Source organism: Sphingomonas sp. SP5 (assembly GCF_058313455.1).
Genome location: NZ_JBZFLF010000004.1, coordinates 197,196 through 215,171 on the forward strand (window position 1 = coordinate 197,196; position 17,976 = coordinate 215,171).

A 17,976-nucleotide genomic window follows, 5' to 3' on the forward strand; every position below is an offset into this window, starting at 1 on the left:
GAGACGCAGAGACACGGAAAGGCGAAGCCCGCGGCGCAGCCGCTCTCCCTCACCGTGTCCTCAACTGGAAGTCCGTCAGCCGCCGAGAGCGCCACACCTCCGCGCCTCCGCGCCTCCGCGCGAACCAAAATCATGCCGTCCTCCACTGCCACGCGAGAGATTCACGCGAAGACGCGAAGACGCGAAGTGGTCGCGCTCGACGCTGCTTTCTGTCACCGATCTCCAAATGATCCGCATCACGGCGGCTTCGCCACAGGCGCGCCCTCTTCGCGTCTTCGCGTCTTCGCGCGCACTCTCATCGCCATCGCCGCCAGTACCACCCTCGCCGCCTGCATTGGCCCCCGCCCCGCGCCGCCCGCCGCCAGTGCCGTCGTGCCGCCGCCGGCATGGCGCACGGCACTCGGCCAGGGGCAGCCGGTGCGGGCGGACTGGTGGAATGCGTTCGGCGATCCGGTGCTGACCGATCTCGTCGCCCGCGCGCTGGCGAACAACGTCGACCTCGCCGCCGCGGCGTCGCGCATCGAGGAGGCACGCGCCGCGCTGCGCCTCGCCCGCGCGCAGCAGACGCCGACGCTCGGCGGCGCGCTGCCCGGCACCACCGGCCAGACGGTCAGCCCGTTCGGCACGCCCAGCGACGCCTTCGGCGCGCAGCCGGCGATCACCGCCAGCTACGATCTCGACCTGTTCGGTCGTTTGCGCCAGGCGAGCCGCGCCGCACAGGCGCAGGCGCTCGCCAGCGAGGGCGCGCGCGACACCGTCCGCCTCGCCATCGCGAGCGGCGTCGCCAGCGGCTACATCACCTTGCGCGCGCTCGACCAGCGACTCGCCGTCGCGCGGCAGACGCTCGCCGCGCGTACAGAAGCGCTGCGCATCGCCCGCCGCCGTGCGGAGGCCGGCTACACCTCCAACCTCGAACTGCATCAGGCGGAGGCGGAATATCGCGCCACGCAGCAACTCGTCCCCGCCGCCGAGCTGGCGATCAGCCGGCAGGAAAATGCATTGAGCCTGCTGCTCGGTGCCAACCCCGGCCCGATCCCGCGCGGCGCATCGCTCGACCGGCTGGCGACGCCCGCCATTCCCGATGGCCTGCCGTCCGACCTCCTGCGCCGCCGGCCCGACCTGTTCCAGGCGGAACAGACGCTGGTCGCCGCCGACCGCACGCTCGACAGCGCGCGCGCGGCGATGTTGCCCAACCTTGCGCTGACCGGCTCGGCTGGCGTGGTGCTCTCGACCGCACTCGCCAATCCGATCGGCGTCTTCTCGATCGGCGCGAGCGTGCTGTCGCCGATCTTCGACGGCGGCCGCCTGCGTGCGCAGAACGATGTCGCGGTCGCCCGTCGCGATCAGGCCGCCTTCGCCTATCGCCGCACCGCGCTTACCGCCTTTCAGGAGGTCGACAATGCGCTCGCCGGCGTACAGCGCTCGGGCGAGCAGGCGACCGCGCTGGGGTTGCAGGTCGATGCGCTCGCCGCCGCGCTGCGCAACGCCAGCAACCGCTATCGCGCGGGCTACACCTCGTACATCGAACAGCTCGATGCGCAGCGCGGCCTGCTCACCGCCGAACTGGCGCTGGTGCAGGCGCGCGCCGACCGGCTGACCGCCTATGTATCGCTCTACCAGGCGATGGGGGGCGGCTGGACGCGCGAGGATGTGGCCGCGACGACACGCTGAACCTCGCTTCGTCGCAGGGGGCAGGATCACTTCGCCGGACGGGACGTTGGCCCTTCCCCGACCCTAATCCATGCTTGTCCCCGCCTCATGAACGACTATGCCCGCTGCCATGGCCGATGAAGACCTGCAGAGCTCCGGCGCGATCAGCGTCGGCAGCTGGGATTGGGACGTGGCGGCCGATCGCATCACCGCCGATCCCGCCTTCGCCGCCCTCTACGGCGTCGATCCGGCGGAGGCACGGGCCGGCACGCAGCTGGAGCGCTTCTTCGGCGCCATGCACCCCGACGACCTGCCGCGGGTGCGCGAGGAGATCGCCGCCGCGATCGCCAGCGGCGCCCCGTTCGAAAGCGACTATCGCCTGCTCCAGCCGGACGGCCGCGCGCGCTGGGTGGCGGCACGCGGCCGTGCGATGCTCGACAAACAGGGCCGCGCCGTCCGCTTCCCCGGCATCAGCTTCGACATCGACACGCGCAAATCGGCCGAGCTGCGCCTCCAGGCGCTGGTCCAGCTCAACGACCGGCTGCGCGATGCCGGCGACCCCGCCGATCTCGCTTATGCCGCGGTCGAGATCCTCGGCCGGCTGTTCGACGTCAGCCGCTGCGGCTATGGCACGATCGACCGCCATGCCGAGACGATCGTCACCGAGCGCCCCTGGTGCGCGCCCGGTATCGAACCGCTGCCCGCGATCCTGCATTTCCGCGACTATGGCTCGTATATCGAGGATCTGAAGCGCGGCGAGACGGTGGCGATCGGCGACGTCTACGACGATCCCCGCACCCGCGACACGGCAGAGGGGCTGAAGAGCCTCGCCGCGCTATCGTTCATCAACATGCCGGTGACCGAGCAGGGCGGCTTCGTCGCGCTTCTCTACCTCAACAACGCCGTTCCGCGCATCTGGCTGCCGGAGGAGGTCGCCTTCGTCCGCGACGTTGCCGAGCGCACCCGCGATGCGGTGGAGCGCCGCCGCGTCGAGCAGGAACTCAGCCAGCTGACCGCCAGCCTGGAACAGCAGGTCGAGGATCGCACCGCCGAGCTGATGATCGCCGAATCCCACTTGAGACAGGCGCAGAAGATGGAGGCGGTCGGCCAGCTCACCGGCGGACTGGCGCATGATTTCAACAACATGCTGACGGGCATCTCCGGCGCGATCGAGATGATGCAGGTCCGCATCCACCAGGGCCGCATCGGCGAGCTCGATCGCTACGCCAATGCTGCTTTGGGCGCCGCCCGCCGCGCGGCGGCGCTGACCCATCGCCTGCTCGCCTTCTCGCGCCGGCAGACGCTCGATCCCAAGCCCACCGACGTCAACCGGCTGATCGACGGCATGCGCGATCTCGTCCAGCGCACCGTCGGTCCGTCCGTCGCCATCGAGGTGGTCGGCGCGGGCGGCCTGTGGCCGGCGATGGTCGATCCCAACCAGCTCGAGAACGCGCTGCTCAACCTGTGCATCAACGCCCGCGACGCGATGCCCGACGGCGGCCGCATCACCATCGAAACGGCGAACCGCTGGCTCGACGCCCGCGCCGGGCGCGAACGCGACCTGGAACCGGGCCAGTATCTGTCGCTCTGCGTCACCGACACCGGCACCGGCATGACGCCGGAGGTGCAGGCCCGCGCCTTCGACCCCTTCTACACCACCAAGCCGATGGGTGAGGGCACCGGCCTCGGCCTGTCGATGATCTACGGCTTCGCGCGCCAGTCGGGTGGGCAGGTGCGCATCTATTCGGAACTCGGCCAGGGCACGACGATGTGCATCTACCTGCCGCGCTATTACGGCGATGCCGCGGATGACGTCGACGCCGATGCCGCCGTGCCCGCCGCCACCGCGGCGGAGGGGCGCCACACGGTGATGGTGGTCGACGACGAACCGACGATCCGCATGCTGGTCGTCGAAATCCTCGAAGAGATGGGCCACACCGTGTTGGAGGCGGGCGACGGCGCCGGCGCGCTGCGCCTGCTCAACACCGGTGCGCACGTCGATCTGCTCGTCACCGACGTCGGCCTGCCGGGGCAGATGAACGGCCGTCAGGTCGCCGACGCAGCGCTGGCCCTGCTGCCCCAGCTGAAGGTGCTGTTCATCACCGGCTATGCCGAGAATGCGGTGATCGGCAACGGCCCGCTCGGCCCCAACATGGCGCTGGTCACCAAACCCTTCGCGATGGACGTGATCGCGGACCGCATCCGCACCATCCTGGAAGGATAAGGCTACCCGGCCAGCGCCAGCAAGCGCTCCGCCTCGGCGAGGTGCAGCCGCTCCACCATCGCGCCGTCCAGCCGGATCGCTCCCAGCCCCGCCGCCTCCGGCGCGGCGAATGCGGCCACCACGCCCCGCGCCCAGGCCAGTTCCTCCGCGCTCGGGCCGAAGGCGGCATTGGCGGCATCGATCTGGCCGGGATGGATCAGCGTCTTGCCGTCGAAGCCCAGCATCGCGCCCTGAGCGCATTCCGCCGCCAGCCGCTCGGGCTCGCCGATGGCGTTGCACACGCCATCGAGCACGACGAGCCCCGCCGCCCGGCCGGCGATGACCAGCTGCGCCAAAGCCGGCACCAGCGGCATGCGATCCGCACCGGGGCGACAGCGCATCTCCTTGGCAAGGTCGTTGGTCCCCGCGATCAGCAGGGTGAGGCCCGTCTCCGCCGCCGCCTCGACGATCTCCGCCAGCCGCAGGACCGCGCCGCACGTCTCGATCATCGCCCAGATCGGCGGTCCATCGGCCCCGAGCAGCCCGCGCAGCGCGACGAGGTCGGCGGCGGCCGCCACCTTGGGCAGCACCACGGCATCGACACCCGGCGCATCGGCCAGCGCCGCCGCATCCGCCACGCCCCATGGCGTATCGAGCGCGTTGATCCGCACCGCGCACGCCCGCCCCCCGAAGCCCTGCGCCGCCGTTGCGACCGCCGCTGCCCGCGCGTCCGCCTTCGCCTCCGGCGCCACCGCATCCTCGAGGTCGAGGATCACCGCGTCGCAGCCGAGCCCCCGCGCCTTGGCCAGCGCGCGCGGGTTGGAGGCGGGCATGAACAGCACGCTGCGGCGGCGGGACGTGGGGCTCGGCTGGGGATCGTCGCTCATCGCTTCGCCTTACCGCGGCGATCAGGCGCTCACCAGCCGGGCCAGGTCGATCAGCGTCCGCGGCATCGCGGCGCCCGGCGGCGTCGCGACATAGCGAGACACCCACGCCGGCGCATATTTCGCCTTGAACGCGCGCAGGCCGGCAAAGCCGTACAGGCGCTCGCCATTGGCGAACACGGCATGGCCCAGCCGCGCCCATACCGGCGCCAGCCGCCCGCTCGGCATGCCGGATAGCGGCGCCATCCCGAGATTGAAGCGCTCGTAGCCCTCGGCACGCGCCCATTCCATCAGGCGCACCATCATCATCTCCATCGTGCCGTACGGCGCCTCGGGATGGTGGCGCATCAGGTCGACCGACGCCTCCTCGCCGTCGCCCGACGTCCAGATGTTGGCAAAGGCGACCACCCGCCCCTCCACCCGCACCAGCGCGATCGGGAAGCGGGACAGATAGGCGGCATCGAACGCCCCCAGGCTGAACCGTTTCTCGCGCCCCGCCTTGTCGGCCAGCCACGCCGCCGACACCGCCTCCAGCTCGGGGATCAGCGCCGGCACCGCCGCGGCGCCTTCGACCGAAAAGGTCGCACCCGCCGCCTCGCTGCGGCGTATCGCGTGGCGCAGCGACTTCGCCCGCGGTCCGCTCGTGCTGAAATCGGCGAGCGCGACATGCGCCTCCTCGCCGTATTTGATCGCCTGCAATCCCAGTTCGACGAACAGCGGCAGCATCCGCTCGCTCGCCTGGTAGAAGCACAGCCGGCCGGCCCGCGCATCGCAGGCGCGCCGGATGCTCCAGGCAAGCTCGCTCCAGGCGGCGACGGGACCGACCGGATCGCCCATCACCACCCAGCTCCTGCCCTGCACGCGGTACATCAGAAAGGCATCGCCCGCCGCCGACACGATGAAGCTCTTGTCGCCGGTGAAGGCCAGCGCCGCATCGGTGCGCGGGCTCGCCGCCAGTGCCGTGGCGATCACCGCCTCGGGCGGCAGCGCATCGGGCACCGATCGGGTGCGGCTGGCGGTGAGCAGCTGCCACGCCGATGCCGCGGTCAACAGCACGCCCGCCGCGAAGCTCGCCCGCAGGAAGCGCGGCGCATTGCCGTCGAGCGCGAACCGCCACCACAGATCGTCGCTGTACGGCGTCCGCTTGTAGGCGAAGAAGCCGGCCCAGATGCTCAGCGCAAGCGCCGCAGCGGCGGCGACCAGCCACGGCCAGCGCGGCCGGTCGGTCAGGATGCCGCCTTCGCGATAGAAGCTCGCCCGGCAATATTGCAGCACGGCGGCGACGATCAGCTGGAGCGAGGCCTCCTCGTAATCCAGCCCCTTCAGCAGCGAGAACACCGCACCGCCGACCAGCAGCAGCCGCGCCGCCGCGAAGCCGGACCGCAGCCGCGCGTTCAGCGCCGGCGCGACCAGCAGCATCGCGGTGCCGATCAGGCTGCCCGCCATGTGCGATCCCTCAATGAACGGCAGCGGCAGCATGTCGTCGAGGTCGGACAGACGGTCCTTCACCCCCGGCAGCGCGCCCGACACCAGCAGCACGAAACCGGCGACGAACACCAGCACCGTCACCGCGCTCGGCGCCAGCCACTGGCCGGCGCGATCGACGTAGGACAGGCCGCGGCGGATCGGATGGCGCAGGCGCCACCCCTCCGCCGCCGCGATGCCAATCGCCGCGACCAGCAGCGGCAACAGGTAATAGATCAGCCGGTACAGCAGCAGCGCCGCGAACAGCGCCGGCCGGTCGCCCGGCACCGTCGCCAGCACCACCGTCTCGAACACCCCCAGCCCGCCCGGCACATGCAGCAGCAACGCAACCACCACCGCCACCGCATAGGCGACGACGAACGCCGGAAAGGCGTGTGCCGACACGGCCGGCGTCAGCACGAACAACGCCGCCGATGCGGCCGTCAGGTCCGCCAGCGACAGCGCGGCGAGTGCGGTCATCCGCGGCAGGCTCGGCAGGGCGACGCGCAGCCGCTCCGGCCCCAGCGACCGGTAGCCGCAGGCACGCAGCACCGGCAGCACGGCGAGCAGCACCAGCAGGCCGACACCGACGGCGCGTGCGATGGCGGCATCGAGCACCACCGGCCCCAGCGCGACCGCGCCGCCCGTCACCAGGCCGATCCCCGCCGCCCCGGCGACCCCCGCCCAAAAGGCGAGGCCGCAGATCGCCGCCACCTGCGCCACCTCGCCAAAGCCGAGGCCGGCGGCACCGTAGAGCCGCAGCCGCGCCGATCCGCCGGTGAGCAGCGACAGGCCCAGATTGTGGCTCAGCGTATAGCTGGTGAACGACCCCGCCGCCGCGATCCGCCACGGCAGCGGCCGGCCGACGACCCGCAGCGCGACCCAGTCGAGCCCGGTCAGCAATAGATAGCTGGTGGCGGTGAGCCCCAGCGCCGCCGCGATCCGCGTCGCATCCACGGCATGCAGCGCCACGCGCACGTCGCGCAGGTGCACCTCGCGCAGCACCAGCCGCAGCGCCTCGAAGCCGATCGCGGCGACCAGCAGCACCGCCGCGACCGTCAGGCTGCGGCGACACCGCGCCGCCAGCATCAGCGCCGCATCGATCCGCCCCGTCGTCACGCTCGCCCCCTCGTGCCCGCAAAAGCGTCCGGTGCGTCCCGCTGGATCGCCGCCAATACCGTTGCGGCCAGTGCGTCGTAATCATCGTCGAGGAAATGTCCGCCGGGCATCGCGATCACCTGCGCGTGCGGCTGGTGGAGAGCGGGGCAGGCGCTGTCCATCTCCTGCCGGCCATAGATGCAGGTGAGCGGTGTCCATGTCAGCCGCGCGAGCGTCCGCGCGGCCAGGCTGTCCGGCGTGCCGCGATAGGCGATGCCGGACGGGTCGGCGCGAAAGAACACGGTGCGGCCCGGCACGATCAGCACCACGCCCGCGACATGCGCCCGCAATGCGGCCGGCAGCCCGGCGAGCCCCGTCTGCAGGACGTCGGCGCCATAGGATTGCCCGACCAGCACCAGCCGCTGCCGGTGCGTCCGTGCCAGCGCGTCGGCCACGCGCTCGGCGATGATCCGCTCTACCTCGGCCAGCGTCCGCTGCGTGCCGAACAGGCCGGGCGTGCTGACCGCGACCACCGGCAGCCCTGCCGCGGCCAGCGCACGCGGCGTGTGCGGATTGGGTCCGAAGCGCAGTCCCATATCGCCCGACAGGTACAGCACGCCCAGGTCGCGCGGCGGCGCGGTCGGCGCCACCATCTCCACAGGGTCCGTGGCGAAGAAGCCGGCCAGCGCGGCGACACCGGTGATCGCCAGCAGCACGCCGGCTGCGATGCCGCCGATCCACGCCAGCCGTCGCCGTGACAATCTGTGCGAATGCAATGCCATGGCTGACGCCATGCGCCGCCGCCTCTGTCCCGCGAATGGCGCAGCCATGAACTTTTCGTCACGCGGATGATTCCGCCGCGCCGCCTCTGCCGCCCTATCGCAACCCTCTTGTGTGTCGGGCATCTTGCGCCATGATACCGCTATCGATCCGCCAGCGATCGAATGGGGGGCCAATGACCGACGCAGAGCTTCATCGCATCGCCGACGATCCACGCTATCGGCACCTGGTGCGGGCGCGCGGGCGGTTCGGCTGGCTGCTGTCGGCGATCATGGTCGCGGCCTATGTCGGCTTCATCCTGCTGGTGGCGTTCGACAAGGCGTTCCTGGCGCAGCCGATCGCCGCGGGCGGTGTCACCTCGCTCGGCATCCTCATCGGCTTCGGGCTGATCCTGCTCGCGATCCTGCTCACCGGCCTCTACGTCCTGCGCGCCAATCGCGACTATGATGCCGCGCTCGCCACCCTGCGTGCGGAGCATGGCGCGTGAGGCGCTGGCTGCTCGCCGGCCCTTGCGCGCTGCTCGCCACCCCGGCCTTCGCCGATGCCATCGCCGGGCAGACCCGGCAGCAACCGACCAACTGGACCGCGATCGCGATGTTCGCCGCCTTCGCCCTGTTCACGCTCGGCATCACCCGCTGGGCGGCGCGGCGGACGCGCACCGCGGCCGATTTCTACACCGCGGGCGGCGGCATCAGCGGCTTTCAGAACGGGCTTGCCATCGCAGGCGACTACATGTCCGCCGCCAGCTTCCTCGGCATCTCGGCGCAGATCTTTGCCGATGGCTATGACGGGCTCATTTATTCGATCGGCTTTCTCGTCGGCTGGCCGATCATCCTGTTCCTGATGGCCGAACGGCTGCGCAACCTCGGCAAATACACCTTTGCCGACGTCGCCGCCTTCCGCTTCGCGCAAGGTCCGGTGCGCAGCTTCGCAGCGACCAGCACGCTCGTCGTCGTCCTCTTCTATCTCATCGCGCAGATGGTCGGGGCGGGGCAGCTCATCAAACTGCTGTTCGGCCTGCGCTACGAATATGCGGTCGGCATCGTCGGCGTGCTGATGACGCTCTACGTCCTGTTCGGCGGGATGACCGCGACCACCTGGGTGCAGATCGTCAAGGCGGTGCTGCTGCTCGGCAGCGCCACCTTCATGGCGCTGATGGTACTCGGCCAGTTCGGCTTCTCGCCCGAGGCGCTGTTCGCCCGCGCCGTGGCGGTCAAGACCGATCTTGCCGCCGCCTCCGGCCTCGCACCGGCGCAGGCGGCGGCCAAGGGCGGCTCGATCATGGGACCGGGCAATTTCATCAAGGACCCGGTGTCGGCGATCTCCTTCGGCCTTGCCCTGATGTTCGGCACCGCCGGGCTGCCGCACATCCTGATGCGCTTCTTCACCGTGCCCAACGCCAAGGCGGCGCGCACCTCCGTGCTGTGGGCGACCGGCTGGATCGGCTATTTCTACATCCTCACCTTCATCATCGGCTTCGGCGCGATCGTGCTGGTGGCGACCGATCCGGGCTATCTCGATGCCGGTGGCACGCTGGCCGGCGGCAGCAATATGGCCGCAATCCACCTCGCCCACGCAGTCGGCGGCAATCTCTTCCTAGGCTTCATCTCAGCAGTCGCCTTCGCGACGATCCTCGCCGTCGTCGCGGGGCTGACGCTGTCGGGCGCCTCCGCGGTCAGCCACGACCTCTACGCAACGGTGTTCCGCAAGGGCCAGGCGGACAGCGCAGCCGAACTCGCCGTGTCGCGGCGCACCGTACTGGTGCTGGCGGCGGTGGCGATCCTGCTCGGCATCGTGTTCGAAAAGCAGAACGTCGCCTTCATGGTCAGCCTCGCCTTTGCGATCGCCGCCTCGGGCAATTTCCCGGTGCTCATCCTGTCGCTGCTCTGGCCGGGCTGCACGACGCGCGGCGTCGTCGCGGGCGGCACCCTTGGCCTGGCGCTCGCGGTAGTGCTGACCGTGTTGTCGCCGGCGGTATGGGTGACCATCCTCGGCCACCCCGCCGCGATCTTCCCCTATTCCTCGCCGGCGATCGTCTCGATGCCGCTCGCCTTCCTGACCATCTGGCTGGTGTCGGTCCTCGACCGCTCGCCGCGCGCCGCGGTCGACCGGGGCGGCTATGCTGCGCAGCGTATCCGGGCGGAGACGGGGATCGGCGCATCGGGAGCGTCGGCGCACTGACGCTCCCTTCCGTCATCCTGAACGGCCGCTACCTGGGCAGTGCATAGGCGATCACCGAATCGCCCAGCTTGGTGCCCAGTGAGCCATGGCCGCCGGCGACGACGACCACGAACTGCCGCCCGCTCGCCGCCGACCGGTACGACATCGGCGTCGCCTGTCCGCCGGCCGGCAGCCGCGCACGCCACAGCACCTTGCCGGTCCGCGTGTCATAGGCGCGGACATAATTGTCGATCGCCGCCGCCATGAACGCGACGCCACCCGCCGTCGTCATCGGCCCGCCGAGCGAGGGGACGCCCAGCTTGAAGGGCAAGGGCAGGATCGTCTCGTCGCGGATGGTGCCGTTCTTGTGCTCCCACACCTTTTTGCCGGTCGTCAGGTCGATGCCCGCGACATAGCCCCAGGGCGGCTGCTGGCACGGCAATCCGGCGAACGACAGGAACGGGTTCATGTCCACCGCGAACGGGGCGCCGGTATTGGGATTGTAGCCCTGCTCGTCCGACCCGCGGCGATCCGATCCGCCCGCCGGGCCGCGTTCGTTCGCGCCGCCGGTATCGTCCTCGCGCGGCACCAGCCGGTCGACGAAGGCGACGTAGTTGGGATGCGCGAAGATCACCTGCCGCACGGGGTCGATCGAGATGCCGCCCCAGTCCATCACCCCGAAATTGCCGGGGAAGACCAGCGAGCCACGCAGCGACGGCGGCGTGAAGGCGCCTTTGTAATCCAACGAGCGGAAACGGATGCGGCACCACAATTGGTCGAGCATCGTCGTCCCCCACATGTCCTTCTCGCGCGCCGGCGCCGGCATCAGCGAGATGGCCGAGAACGGCTGGGTCGGCGCCGTACGATCGCCGGGGGCTGCGCCAGTCGGCACCGGCCGCTCGGGCGCAGGGAAGATCGGCTGTCCGGTGCGCCGGTCGAGCACGAACAGATTGCCGGTCTTGGTCGATTGCACCAGCGCCGGCACCCACCCGCGGCCCGGCAGGTTCAGGTCGACCAGCGCGGGCTGCGCCGGTACGTCCATGTCCCACAGGTCGTGGTGTACCGTCTGATAGACCCAGCGCGGCCGCCCGGTGGCGATGTCCAGCGCCAGCACCGATGTCGCAAAGCGCTCGGTCGTCGCGGGCCGGTTGCCACCCCATTGGTCGACAGCCCCCATCCCCATCGGCAGGTAGACGAGGCCGAGTGCCTCGTCCGCCGCGGGCGTCGACCAGCTGTTGGGCGACGACGGCGTATAATGCCGGCCTGCGCCCAGCGGCGCGGTGTCCGTCGGATTGCCGGGATCGAAATTCCACACCAGCCGCCCGGTCGCCGCGTCATAGCCGCGGATCACGCCCGAGGGCACCTTGGTGGCGATATTGTCGAACACCGCGCCGCCGGTGACGACCAGTCCGCGCGCGACCAGCGGGGCCGAGGTCACCTGATACCAGCCCTGGTTGTAATGCGGCTGGCCCGGCAGCAGGCTCACCGTCCCGCCCTGCCCGAAGCTGCGGCACAGCGCACCGGTACGCGGGTTCAGCGCGATGAGCCGCGAATCATTGGTGGCCAGGAAGATGCGCTGCGGACACTCGCCGAGCGGCGCACTGCCGCCCCGGCCATCCCAATAGGATACGCCGCGGCAGGTCAGGTGCTGCATGTTCTTGGACGAGGTCGCGATCCTGGGGTCGAACCGCCAGCGTTCGCGCCCGGTCTCGGCATCGACGGCGATCACCCAGTTATGCGGCGTGCACAGGTAGACGGTGTCGCCGACCTTGATCGGCGTCATCTCATAGGTCGTCTCGCCGGGATCGCCCTCGCGCTTCACGTCGCCGGTCTGCAACTGCCAGGCGACCTTCAGATTGCCTACATTGGCGGGCGTGATCTGCGCCAGCGGCGAGAATTTGTCGCCGCGCCAGCTGCGCGCATAGGCGTGCCAATCGTCATCGGGCACGCCGCCGGCATTGGCGACCAGCGCGTTGCGCGGCCCCGGCAGGGTGCCGTCGAGATTGTGCACGTCGCGCGCCAGTGACACCGCCCCGAACACCGCCGCCAGCGCCAGCGTAGCGGTCAGCGGCCCGGCGACCTGCGCCCAGCGCCCCCTCGGCACCAGGCGCCGCATCGTCCAGGGCAGTGCCAGCAGGGCGCCGAAGATGAAGATCAGGTCGCCGCGCGGCACCAGCGGCCACCAGTCCGCGCCGATCTCCACCCAGGCCCAGATCACCGTTCCCAGCACCAGCGCGGCGAACAGGTGCAGCGCCGCCGCCCGCCGCCGCCACAGCAGCACCGCCGTTGCCAGCATCACCAGTCCGGCCACCGCATAGAACAGGCTGCCGCCCAGCACCGCCAGCCACGCGCCACCGGCGAGGTTGAGGGCACCGACCGCCCCGATCACGACGGCGAGGATATGGGGCCATCGGGCCGGATGGCGAACGTGGGTCATGCAGCGGCTCCGACTTCGAACTGTCCGAATACCGCCGCGGCGCAGCAATGTTCCGTTACACTGATCCAGGATGGCGCATTTTCAGCGGGATGCGCTCCTCACTCGCCCAGCCATGCCTTGCGGAACGCCAGCTGTCGTGGCGTCACCGTCACCCCCGCCGTTTCGCTGCGCACGATCTCCACCGTCGGGTCGGCAGCGAAGCGCAGCGTCGCCTCGCGTTGGTTGCCCCGCTGCACCCAGCGCAGCGTGACGCGGTCGCCGGCCTTGTGGCCGTCCAGCGCCGCCGTGTCGCCGACCGGCTTGCCATCGACGCTCAGCAGCGTGTCGCCGCGCTCAAGCCCTGCGAGATACGCCGGCGTACCCGGCGCCGGCGCCTCGGCGACCGTCACCGCACCGCCCCCTGCCTGCAGGTTCAGCCCCAGCCAGCCGCTCGACGCATCCGCCGGACGCAGCGTCAGCCCCGCCTGCGCGAGCAGCGGCGCGTAATCGGGCAGGCCGCTCGCATGCACGCTGCCGTCGAAGAACGCCTTGGCGAAGGCAGGATCGCGCGTCACCTCGGCTAGGCCCCGCTCCAGGTCGGCGGGGGTGTAGGGCCGCTCGGTATCACCGCGCGTCTCCCACAGGTGGCGCATGTAGTTGTCGAGCGAGAGGCCGGGATACCGCTGCCGCAACTGCAGGTCGAGCGCCAGCGCCACCACCGCGCCATAGGGGTAATAAGATATGAAGATGTTGGCGTTGGTCTGATCGATCGCCTTGGCTGCATCCACGAACGGCGCGCGCAGGCTCATCTCCTCCGGCCCGCCATACCGCCGCCCGGCGCGGTTCAGAACATAGTCCAGCGTGCCGCCTAGGCTGGCCAGATAGGCATCCACGCTCATCTCGCCGGCGCGGCGGATCATCAGCGGCCCGTAATATTGCGTGAAGCCTTCGGCGAACCACAGGCTCGGGGTCGGATTGGCGCGGGTGAAATCAAACGGTTCTAGCTCGGCGGGGCGCAGCCGCTCGACATTCCAGCTGTGCACGAATTCATGGGACAGCGTGTTGATCTGCGCGAACTTGGCGTCGGCGAGGCTGCGTTTGTCGGTGATGATCGTGGAATTGCGATGCTCCATGCCATCGCCCGCGATCTGCGGCATGTAATCGGCGATGAAGGTATAGGTGCCGTAATCGTAGCGCGGCGCGCGGCCGAACAGGCGGTAATGCTGCGCGATGACCCGCTTTACCTTGGCCGTATAGGTATCGAGGTCCGCGTCCGTGCCGGTATGATGCACCGCCAGCCGCACCACGTAGCGCTTGCCGGTCGGATCGGTGACCGGCCATTCGCGCGTCGCGAAGTCGCTGATCTCCGTCGGGCTATCCATGAAATATTGCAGGTTGGGCGCCCAATAGGTGTCGGTCCCCTTCGCCGCCGGCAATTGCGTCGCGATCCGCCATTTCGGATCGTAGGGGCGGAAGCGGACGCGGATCGCCTTGTCGTCATACCCGGTCGCCCACAGGAAGGTCGCCGGCATGTTGAGATGCGCGTGGGTGGTGTCGATCTGCGCATAGGTGCCATCGCCCCAGTCGCCGAACAGCGTGTAGGTGACGACGACGGTGCCATCGTGCCCGGCGACGCTCCAGCCGTACGGATCGGTGCGGGTCGGCGCCAGCGGCCGCCCGCGCCCGTCCTTTGCCGACACCGCATAGACGTTCTTGGCGAATTCGTGGATCGCGTAGCGGCCGGGCGATGACCGCGCCATCTGCACCCGCAGCGGCCCCGCCGGCACGCCGCGGAACGTGGCGGTCACCTGCGCCTCGTGATGCACTGCGTTGGGGAAGGACACGTCATACTGCACCGGCGCCGCCGCGCCGGGGTCCTGCGCCCGCTGCGCCGCCTCCGCCTCGGCAAAGGTCTGCGCCTGTGCAAGGCCACCCCAGCCGCCCGCGAGCAGGCCCAACGCGATCATTCCGCTTACCATCCGCACGCCGTCATCCCCTGTAGCAAGGCGCGACGATGCCCTTCGCAATCGGCCGAGTGCAAGCGACACCCATAAAAAAAGGGAGGGTCCCGAACCGGAACCCTCCTCCGACACGACCGGCGATCGGCCGATCAGAAGCGGAACGACGCACCCGCGCGATACTGGCGCCCGATCAGCCCGGCGTAATGCCAGGTGGTCAGGAAGTTCGGCGCGCTCGAATAGGCGGCCGGGGCGACCGGAGCCTTGGCGTCGAACACGTTCTTGACGTTGAAGAAGAACGTGAACTTGTCGTTGACCTTCGCCGTCGCGTTGACGTCGACGTTGATGAAGCGGCGCACGTAGCAGAAGGCGAGATCCTGCGGCGAGGAGCGCGTGTAGAGGTTGCCGTTGTCGCAATCGAGCGGCAGTCCCTGATCCTCCGACACCGCCTTGATCCGGCTGACGTAATAAGCGGTCGCCGACAGCGAATAGGGGCCTGCCTCGATCGTGTTCTGCCAGTTGCCGCGCCACGCCGGCGTGCCGTTGCCCGACGACAGGTCGTACGGTCCCATCGTGCCGGCATAATGCTGCGTACCCGCCGAGGTGACAAGGTTGTACTTGATGACGTGGGTCGCCTCGATCCGGCTGGTGAACTTCACGCCGTCGCCGAGCGGCACGGTCGCCGTCGCCGAGAAATCGAGGCCCGAGGTTAGCGCATAGTTCGCGTTCACATACGGCACGTTGATGATGAGCACGCGCGGCAGGGCATTGGGGAACAGCGGATCGACCGCGTCGGTCGTATTGACCGAATAACCCGAGCCGACCGCAGCCACCGCCGCCTGCGCCGCGGCAAGGTTGGCGGCATTGTAATAGGCCGACACCGCCTTGCCGAAGTCGGGGCCGGTGACGATCAGGTTCTTCTTGCGGACGTTGTAATAATCGACCGTCAGGCTCAGCCAGCGCACAGGCTGGAAGATCACGCCGCCGGTAAAGCTGCGCGAGATCTCCGGCTGGAGGTCGGGGTTGCCGGCAAGGCCGCGACCCAGATTGTAGTTGAGGTTGTACGGATTGCCATTCGCCGAGCAGGTCGTCGTGCTGCCGGTGCCGCCGTGCTGCAGGATGAAGTTGCACGGCGGGGTCGTCGACACGAAGCCCGCATATTGGCTGCGCGGACCCGATTCCGCGAAGGTCGGCGCACGGAAGCCCTCGGCATAGGTGCCGCGGATCGCGAGCGCCTGGAACGGCGTGAACTTGACGCCGACCTTCGGCGAGAAGTGGCTGAACCCTTCCGAATAATGGTCGTACCGGCCGGAGACGTTGACGTCGACCTGGTCGAGGATCGGCGCGTCGGCCTCGAAATAGGCGGCCGACACGGTGTGCGCGCCGAATGCCGAGGCGGTGCTGAGGCCGTAGGTGTCGAGCGCGGCGTTCTGGTTGTTGTTCTCCAGCGTTTCGCGCCGCACCTGGCCGCCGACCGCGAATTGCAGCGGGCCGCCGGGCAGGTCGAACAGCCGCGCCGACAGTGAGGCGTCGAGTGCCGCCTGGGTCGAATGCGACGGCGTCGTCTTGTCGGGCGCGATCGCGCTGCGCACGGCGGCCGTGTTCAGCGACGGATTGACGAAATTGTACGCACCCGTGTTGATCGCGCGGGCGAGGCCGGCGATGTTGAGCAGGCCGTGCTGCGTCAGCTCCAGCTCGTCGCGGGCATAGACGCCCTCAACGCGCCAGTCGAAGCGGCCGTCACCGAAATTGCCGTTGAGGCCCGCGGTCGCACGATACACTTCGTTCTTGCGATCGCTGCCGGCCGGAATGTCGCCGAACAGGTAATAGATGCGCGCGGCATTGGCGGCGGCGATCGCCGGCGTCGCTGCGGCGTTGGTCGCATAGGGGTTGTTCGGATTGAGGCGACGATCCGTCGCCGTGGCGCAATTGGTGCCGGCCGAGCAGACGAAATAGGGCAGCACGATGCCCGGGTTGTTCGACGCGACCGCCGGGGCGCCGCCGAACGGCTGCGTATTGCGGATCGCCGACGGCGTGCCGTTGATGCTCACGTCGCTGCGGCTGTAGCTGCCGCTGATATACCCCTCGACATTGTCGGCGATGCGCACGCTGATGCGGCCCTGCAGCGAATAGCGCTCCTGCAGCGGCTGGATCTGGCGGTACAGGTCGACCAGGTCGTACTTGCAGCCCGTACCCTGAGCGGCGCCCGTGGTCACCGCAAAGGTGCCCCCCGCGCAATTGGCGAGGCCCAGCGCGTCGTAGCGCGTGGTCAGCGGGGCGCCGACCTGACCCGACAGCGGGTTGTTGAGGTCAGTCTGGTTGACGCGCGTGACATAGGCGGTCGGCACGTTGACGGTCAGCGACTGGTCGGACGCATTGTTGTCCAGGCCGCCGATCGGGGTCAGGTCCTGCGTGTTGTAGGGAAAGCCGCGGCTGTGATTGGAAACGCGGCCATCACGCTGGTATTCGCCGTTCAGGTAGACGTTGAAGCCCCTGGCCGCATAATCGCCCCAGCCGACGGTCAGCTGCGCGCGCTGGTGGCTCGCATCGCCGCGCTCGGCGACGCCGCCTTCGACCAGGCCGTCGATGCCGACGAACTGCTTCTTGAGGATGACGTTGACCACGCCGCCGATCGCGTCGGCACCGTAGGTGGAGGACGCACCGTCCTTCAGCACCTCGATCCGGTCGACGAGGCTGAAGGGGATCGAGTTGAGGTCGACATAGGCGTTATGGCCGTCGTCGTTCAGCGGGAAGTTCGCCGAACGCAGTCCGTCGATCAGCACCAGCGTGGAGGACACGCCGAGGCCGCGCAGCGACACCGCCGAACCGCCGGCCGAGAAGCCCGACTGGAAGCCGGTGCCGATCGAACCCGCGCTGTCGGCGCTGATCGAGCGGATCGCGTCCGATGCGGTGGTGATGCCGGCCTTGGCCAGCGTGTCGCTGGTCAGCACGGTGACCGGCGACGGCGTCTCGGTGTCGGTGCGGCGGAACAGCGAGCCGGTGACGACGATGTCGCTGCCCTGGGCGCTCTCGCCCTGATCGGACTGGCCCTGTGTCGTGGTCGGCGCGACAGCCTGCTTGTCGATTTCCAGCTGCGCCGGCGACTTGGTCTGCTCGGGCGCGGTCTGCGCGAGCGCCGGCAGCGCGGTCAATGCCATGGCAAACGGCGTGGCAGCAGCCAGAAGCGCAGCCTTGCGCGTCGAACGAAGCGTCTTGGTCACCTGATCTTTTCCCCCGTGACGACCGCCCCCTGCGGCCGCTCACGTCGAACGGCACATGCCGTCCGACCGAGCCAGGGTGTATATTCTGACCAATCCTGTAAAGAGTTGGCGGTGACGCTTACGTCATTTCAGCAAGATTGCG

10 protein-coding genes and 1 pseudogene are annotated in these 17,976 nt (G+C 69.4%); 5 read left to right on the plus strand and 6 right to left on the minus strand.

All coding sequences use genetic code 11. The features are described 5' to 3' along the window. Nucleotides 1–303 precede the first annotated feature (303 nt). The 3 genes and pseudogenes from AC4GY7_RS11780 (at nucleotide 304) to AC4GY7_RS11790 (ending at nucleotide 3,874) form a co-directional block, all read left to right on the plus strand. On the plus strand, nucleotides 304–1,671 hold the full coding sequence (locus tag AC4GY7_RS11780; RefSeq protein ID WP_491114673.1) for an efflux transporter outer membrane subunit: 1,368 nt from the start codon (nucleotides 304–306) through the stop codon (nucleotides 1,669–1,671). Between the two features lie 109 nt (nucleotides 1,672–1,780). Next, nucleotides 1,781–2,152 (plus strand): annotated as a pseudogene (locus AC4GY7_RS11785) (PAS domain-containing protein); the annotation flags it as partial. A 39-nt stretch (nucleotides 2,153–2,191) separates the two neighbouring features. Beyond that, entirely contained in the window at nucleotides 2,192–3,874 is a 1,683-nt protein-coding gene (locus tag AC4GY7_RS11790; protein ID WP_491114676.1) for a GAF domain-containing hybrid sensor histidine kinase/response regulator, read from the plus strand. 2 nt (nucleotides 3,875–3,876) lie between these two features. Here the strand turns inward: AC4GY7_RS11790 and AC4GY7_RS11795 are convergent, their stop codons facing one another. Genes AC4GY7_RS11795 through AC4GY7_RS11805 form a run of 3 tightly spaced genes read right to left on the minus strand, consistent with a single transcriptional unit; the run spans nucleotide 3,877 to nucleotide 8,081 of the window. Then, entirely contained in the window at nucleotides 3,877–4,740 is an 864-nt protein-coding gene (locus AC4GY7_RS11795; RefSeq protein ID WP_491114209.1) for an HpcH/HpaI aldolase/citrate lyase family protein, read from the minus strand. 21 nt (nucleotides 4,741–4,761) lie between these two features. After that, complete coding sequence (gene mprF, locus AC4GY7_RS11800; RefSeq protein ID WP_491114212.1) at nucleotides 4,762–7,320, minus strand: bifunctional lysylphosphatidylglycerol flippase/synthetase MprF; 2,559 nt, start codon at nucleotides 7,318–7,320, stop codon at nucleotides 4,762–4,764. Further along, complete coding sequence (locus AC4GY7_RS11805) at nucleotides 7,317–8,081, minus strand: AcvB/VirJ family lysyl-phosphatidylglycerol hydrolase (RefSeq protein WP_491114215.1); 765 nt, start codon at nucleotides 8,079–8,081, stop codon at nucleotides 7,317–7,319. Before AC4GY7_RS11805 ends, mprF begins: the two co-directional genes overlap by 4 nt. 173 nt (nucleotides 8,082–8,254) lie before the next feature. Here AC4GY7_RS11805 and AC4GY7_RS11810 point away from each other — a divergent pair, with 173 nt between their 5' ends. Both AC4GY7_RS11810 and AC4GY7_RS11815 read left to right on the plus strand, forming a co-directional pair. After that, nucleotides 8,255–8,566 carry a DUF485 domain-containing protein gene (locus AC4GY7_RS11810; protein WP_491114218.1) on the plus strand — a complete coding sequence of 104 codons (312 nt, stop codon included), beginning with the start codon at nucleotides 8,255–8,257 and terminating at the stop codon, nucleotides 8,564–8,566. Then, nucleotides 8,563–10,260, plus strand: a complete 1,698-nt coding sequence (locus AC4GY7_RS11815; protein ID WP_491114221.1) for a cation acetate symporter — start codon at nucleotides 8,563–8,565, stop codon at nucleotides 10,258–10,260. The genes AC4GY7_RS11810 and AC4GY7_RS11815 overlap by 4 nt, the downstream gene beginning before the upstream one ends. Nucleotides 10,261–10,288: 28 nt before the next feature. On the opposite strand, the gene AC4GY7_RS11820 is transcribed toward AC4GY7_RS11815, so the two are convergent. The 3 genes from AC4GY7_RS11820 to AC4GY7_RS11830 all read right to left on the minus strand — a co-directional run bounded on the left by AC4GY7_RS11820 (nucleotide 10,289) and on the right by AC4GY7_RS11830 (nucleotide 17,771). Beyond that, nucleotides 10,289–12,676, minus strand: coding sequence for a membrane-bound PQQ-dependent dehydrogenase, glucose/quinate/shikimate family (locus AC4GY7_RS11820; protein ID WP_491114224.1), 2,388 nt, complete (start codon nucleotides 12,674–12,676; stop codon nucleotides 10,289–10,291). 98 nt (nucleotides 12,677–12,774) lie between these two features. Next, nucleotides 12,775–14,622: a M61 family metallopeptidase gene (locus AC4GY7_RS11825; RefSeq protein ID WP_491114227.1), complete on the minus strand. Its 1,848-nt coding sequence runs from the start codon at nucleotides 14,620–14,622 to the stop codon at nucleotides 12,775–12,777. A gap of 143 nt (nucleotides 14,623–14,765) precedes the next feature. Beyond that, the gene (locus tag AC4GY7_RS11830) at nucleotides 14,766–17,771 is read right to left on the minus strand and encodes a TonB-dependent receptor domain-containing protein (protein ID WP_491114679.1); all 3,006 of its coding nucleotides are present in this window, start codon (nucleotides 17,769–17,771) and stop codon (nucleotides 14,766–14,768) included. Nucleotides 17,772–17,976: the final 205 nt, after the last annotated feature.

What these genes read in the sequence shown, in the direction of transcription:
- AC4GY7_RS11795 (WP_491114209.1), bottom strand. Translation starts at nt 4,740, where the DNA reads ATGAGCGACGATCCCCAGCCGAGCCCCACGTCCCGCCGCCGCAGCGTG.
- AC4GY7_RS11805 (WP_491114215.1), bottom strand. Translation starts at nt 8,081, where the DNA reads ATGGCATTGCATTCGCACAGATTGTCACGGCGACGGCTGGCGTGGATC.
- AC4GY7_RS11810 (WP_491114218.1), top strand. Translation starts at nt 8,255, where the DNA reads ATGACCGACGCAGAGCTTCATCGCATCGCCGACGATCCACGCTATCGG.
- AC4GY7_RS11820 (WP_491114224.1), bottom strand. Translation starts at nt 12,676, where the DNA reads ATGACCCACGTTCGCCATCCGGCCCGATGGCCCCATATCCTCGCCGTC.
- AC4GY7_RS11825 (WP_491114227.1), bottom strand. Translation starts at nt 14,622, where the DNA reads ATGATCGCGTTGGGCCTGCTCGCGGGCGGCTGGGGTGGCCTTGCACAG.
- AC4GY7_RS11830 (WP_491114679.1), bottom strand. Translation starts at nt 17,771, where the DNA reads ATGGCATTGACCGCGCTGCCGGCGCTCGCGCAGACCGCGCCCGAGCAG.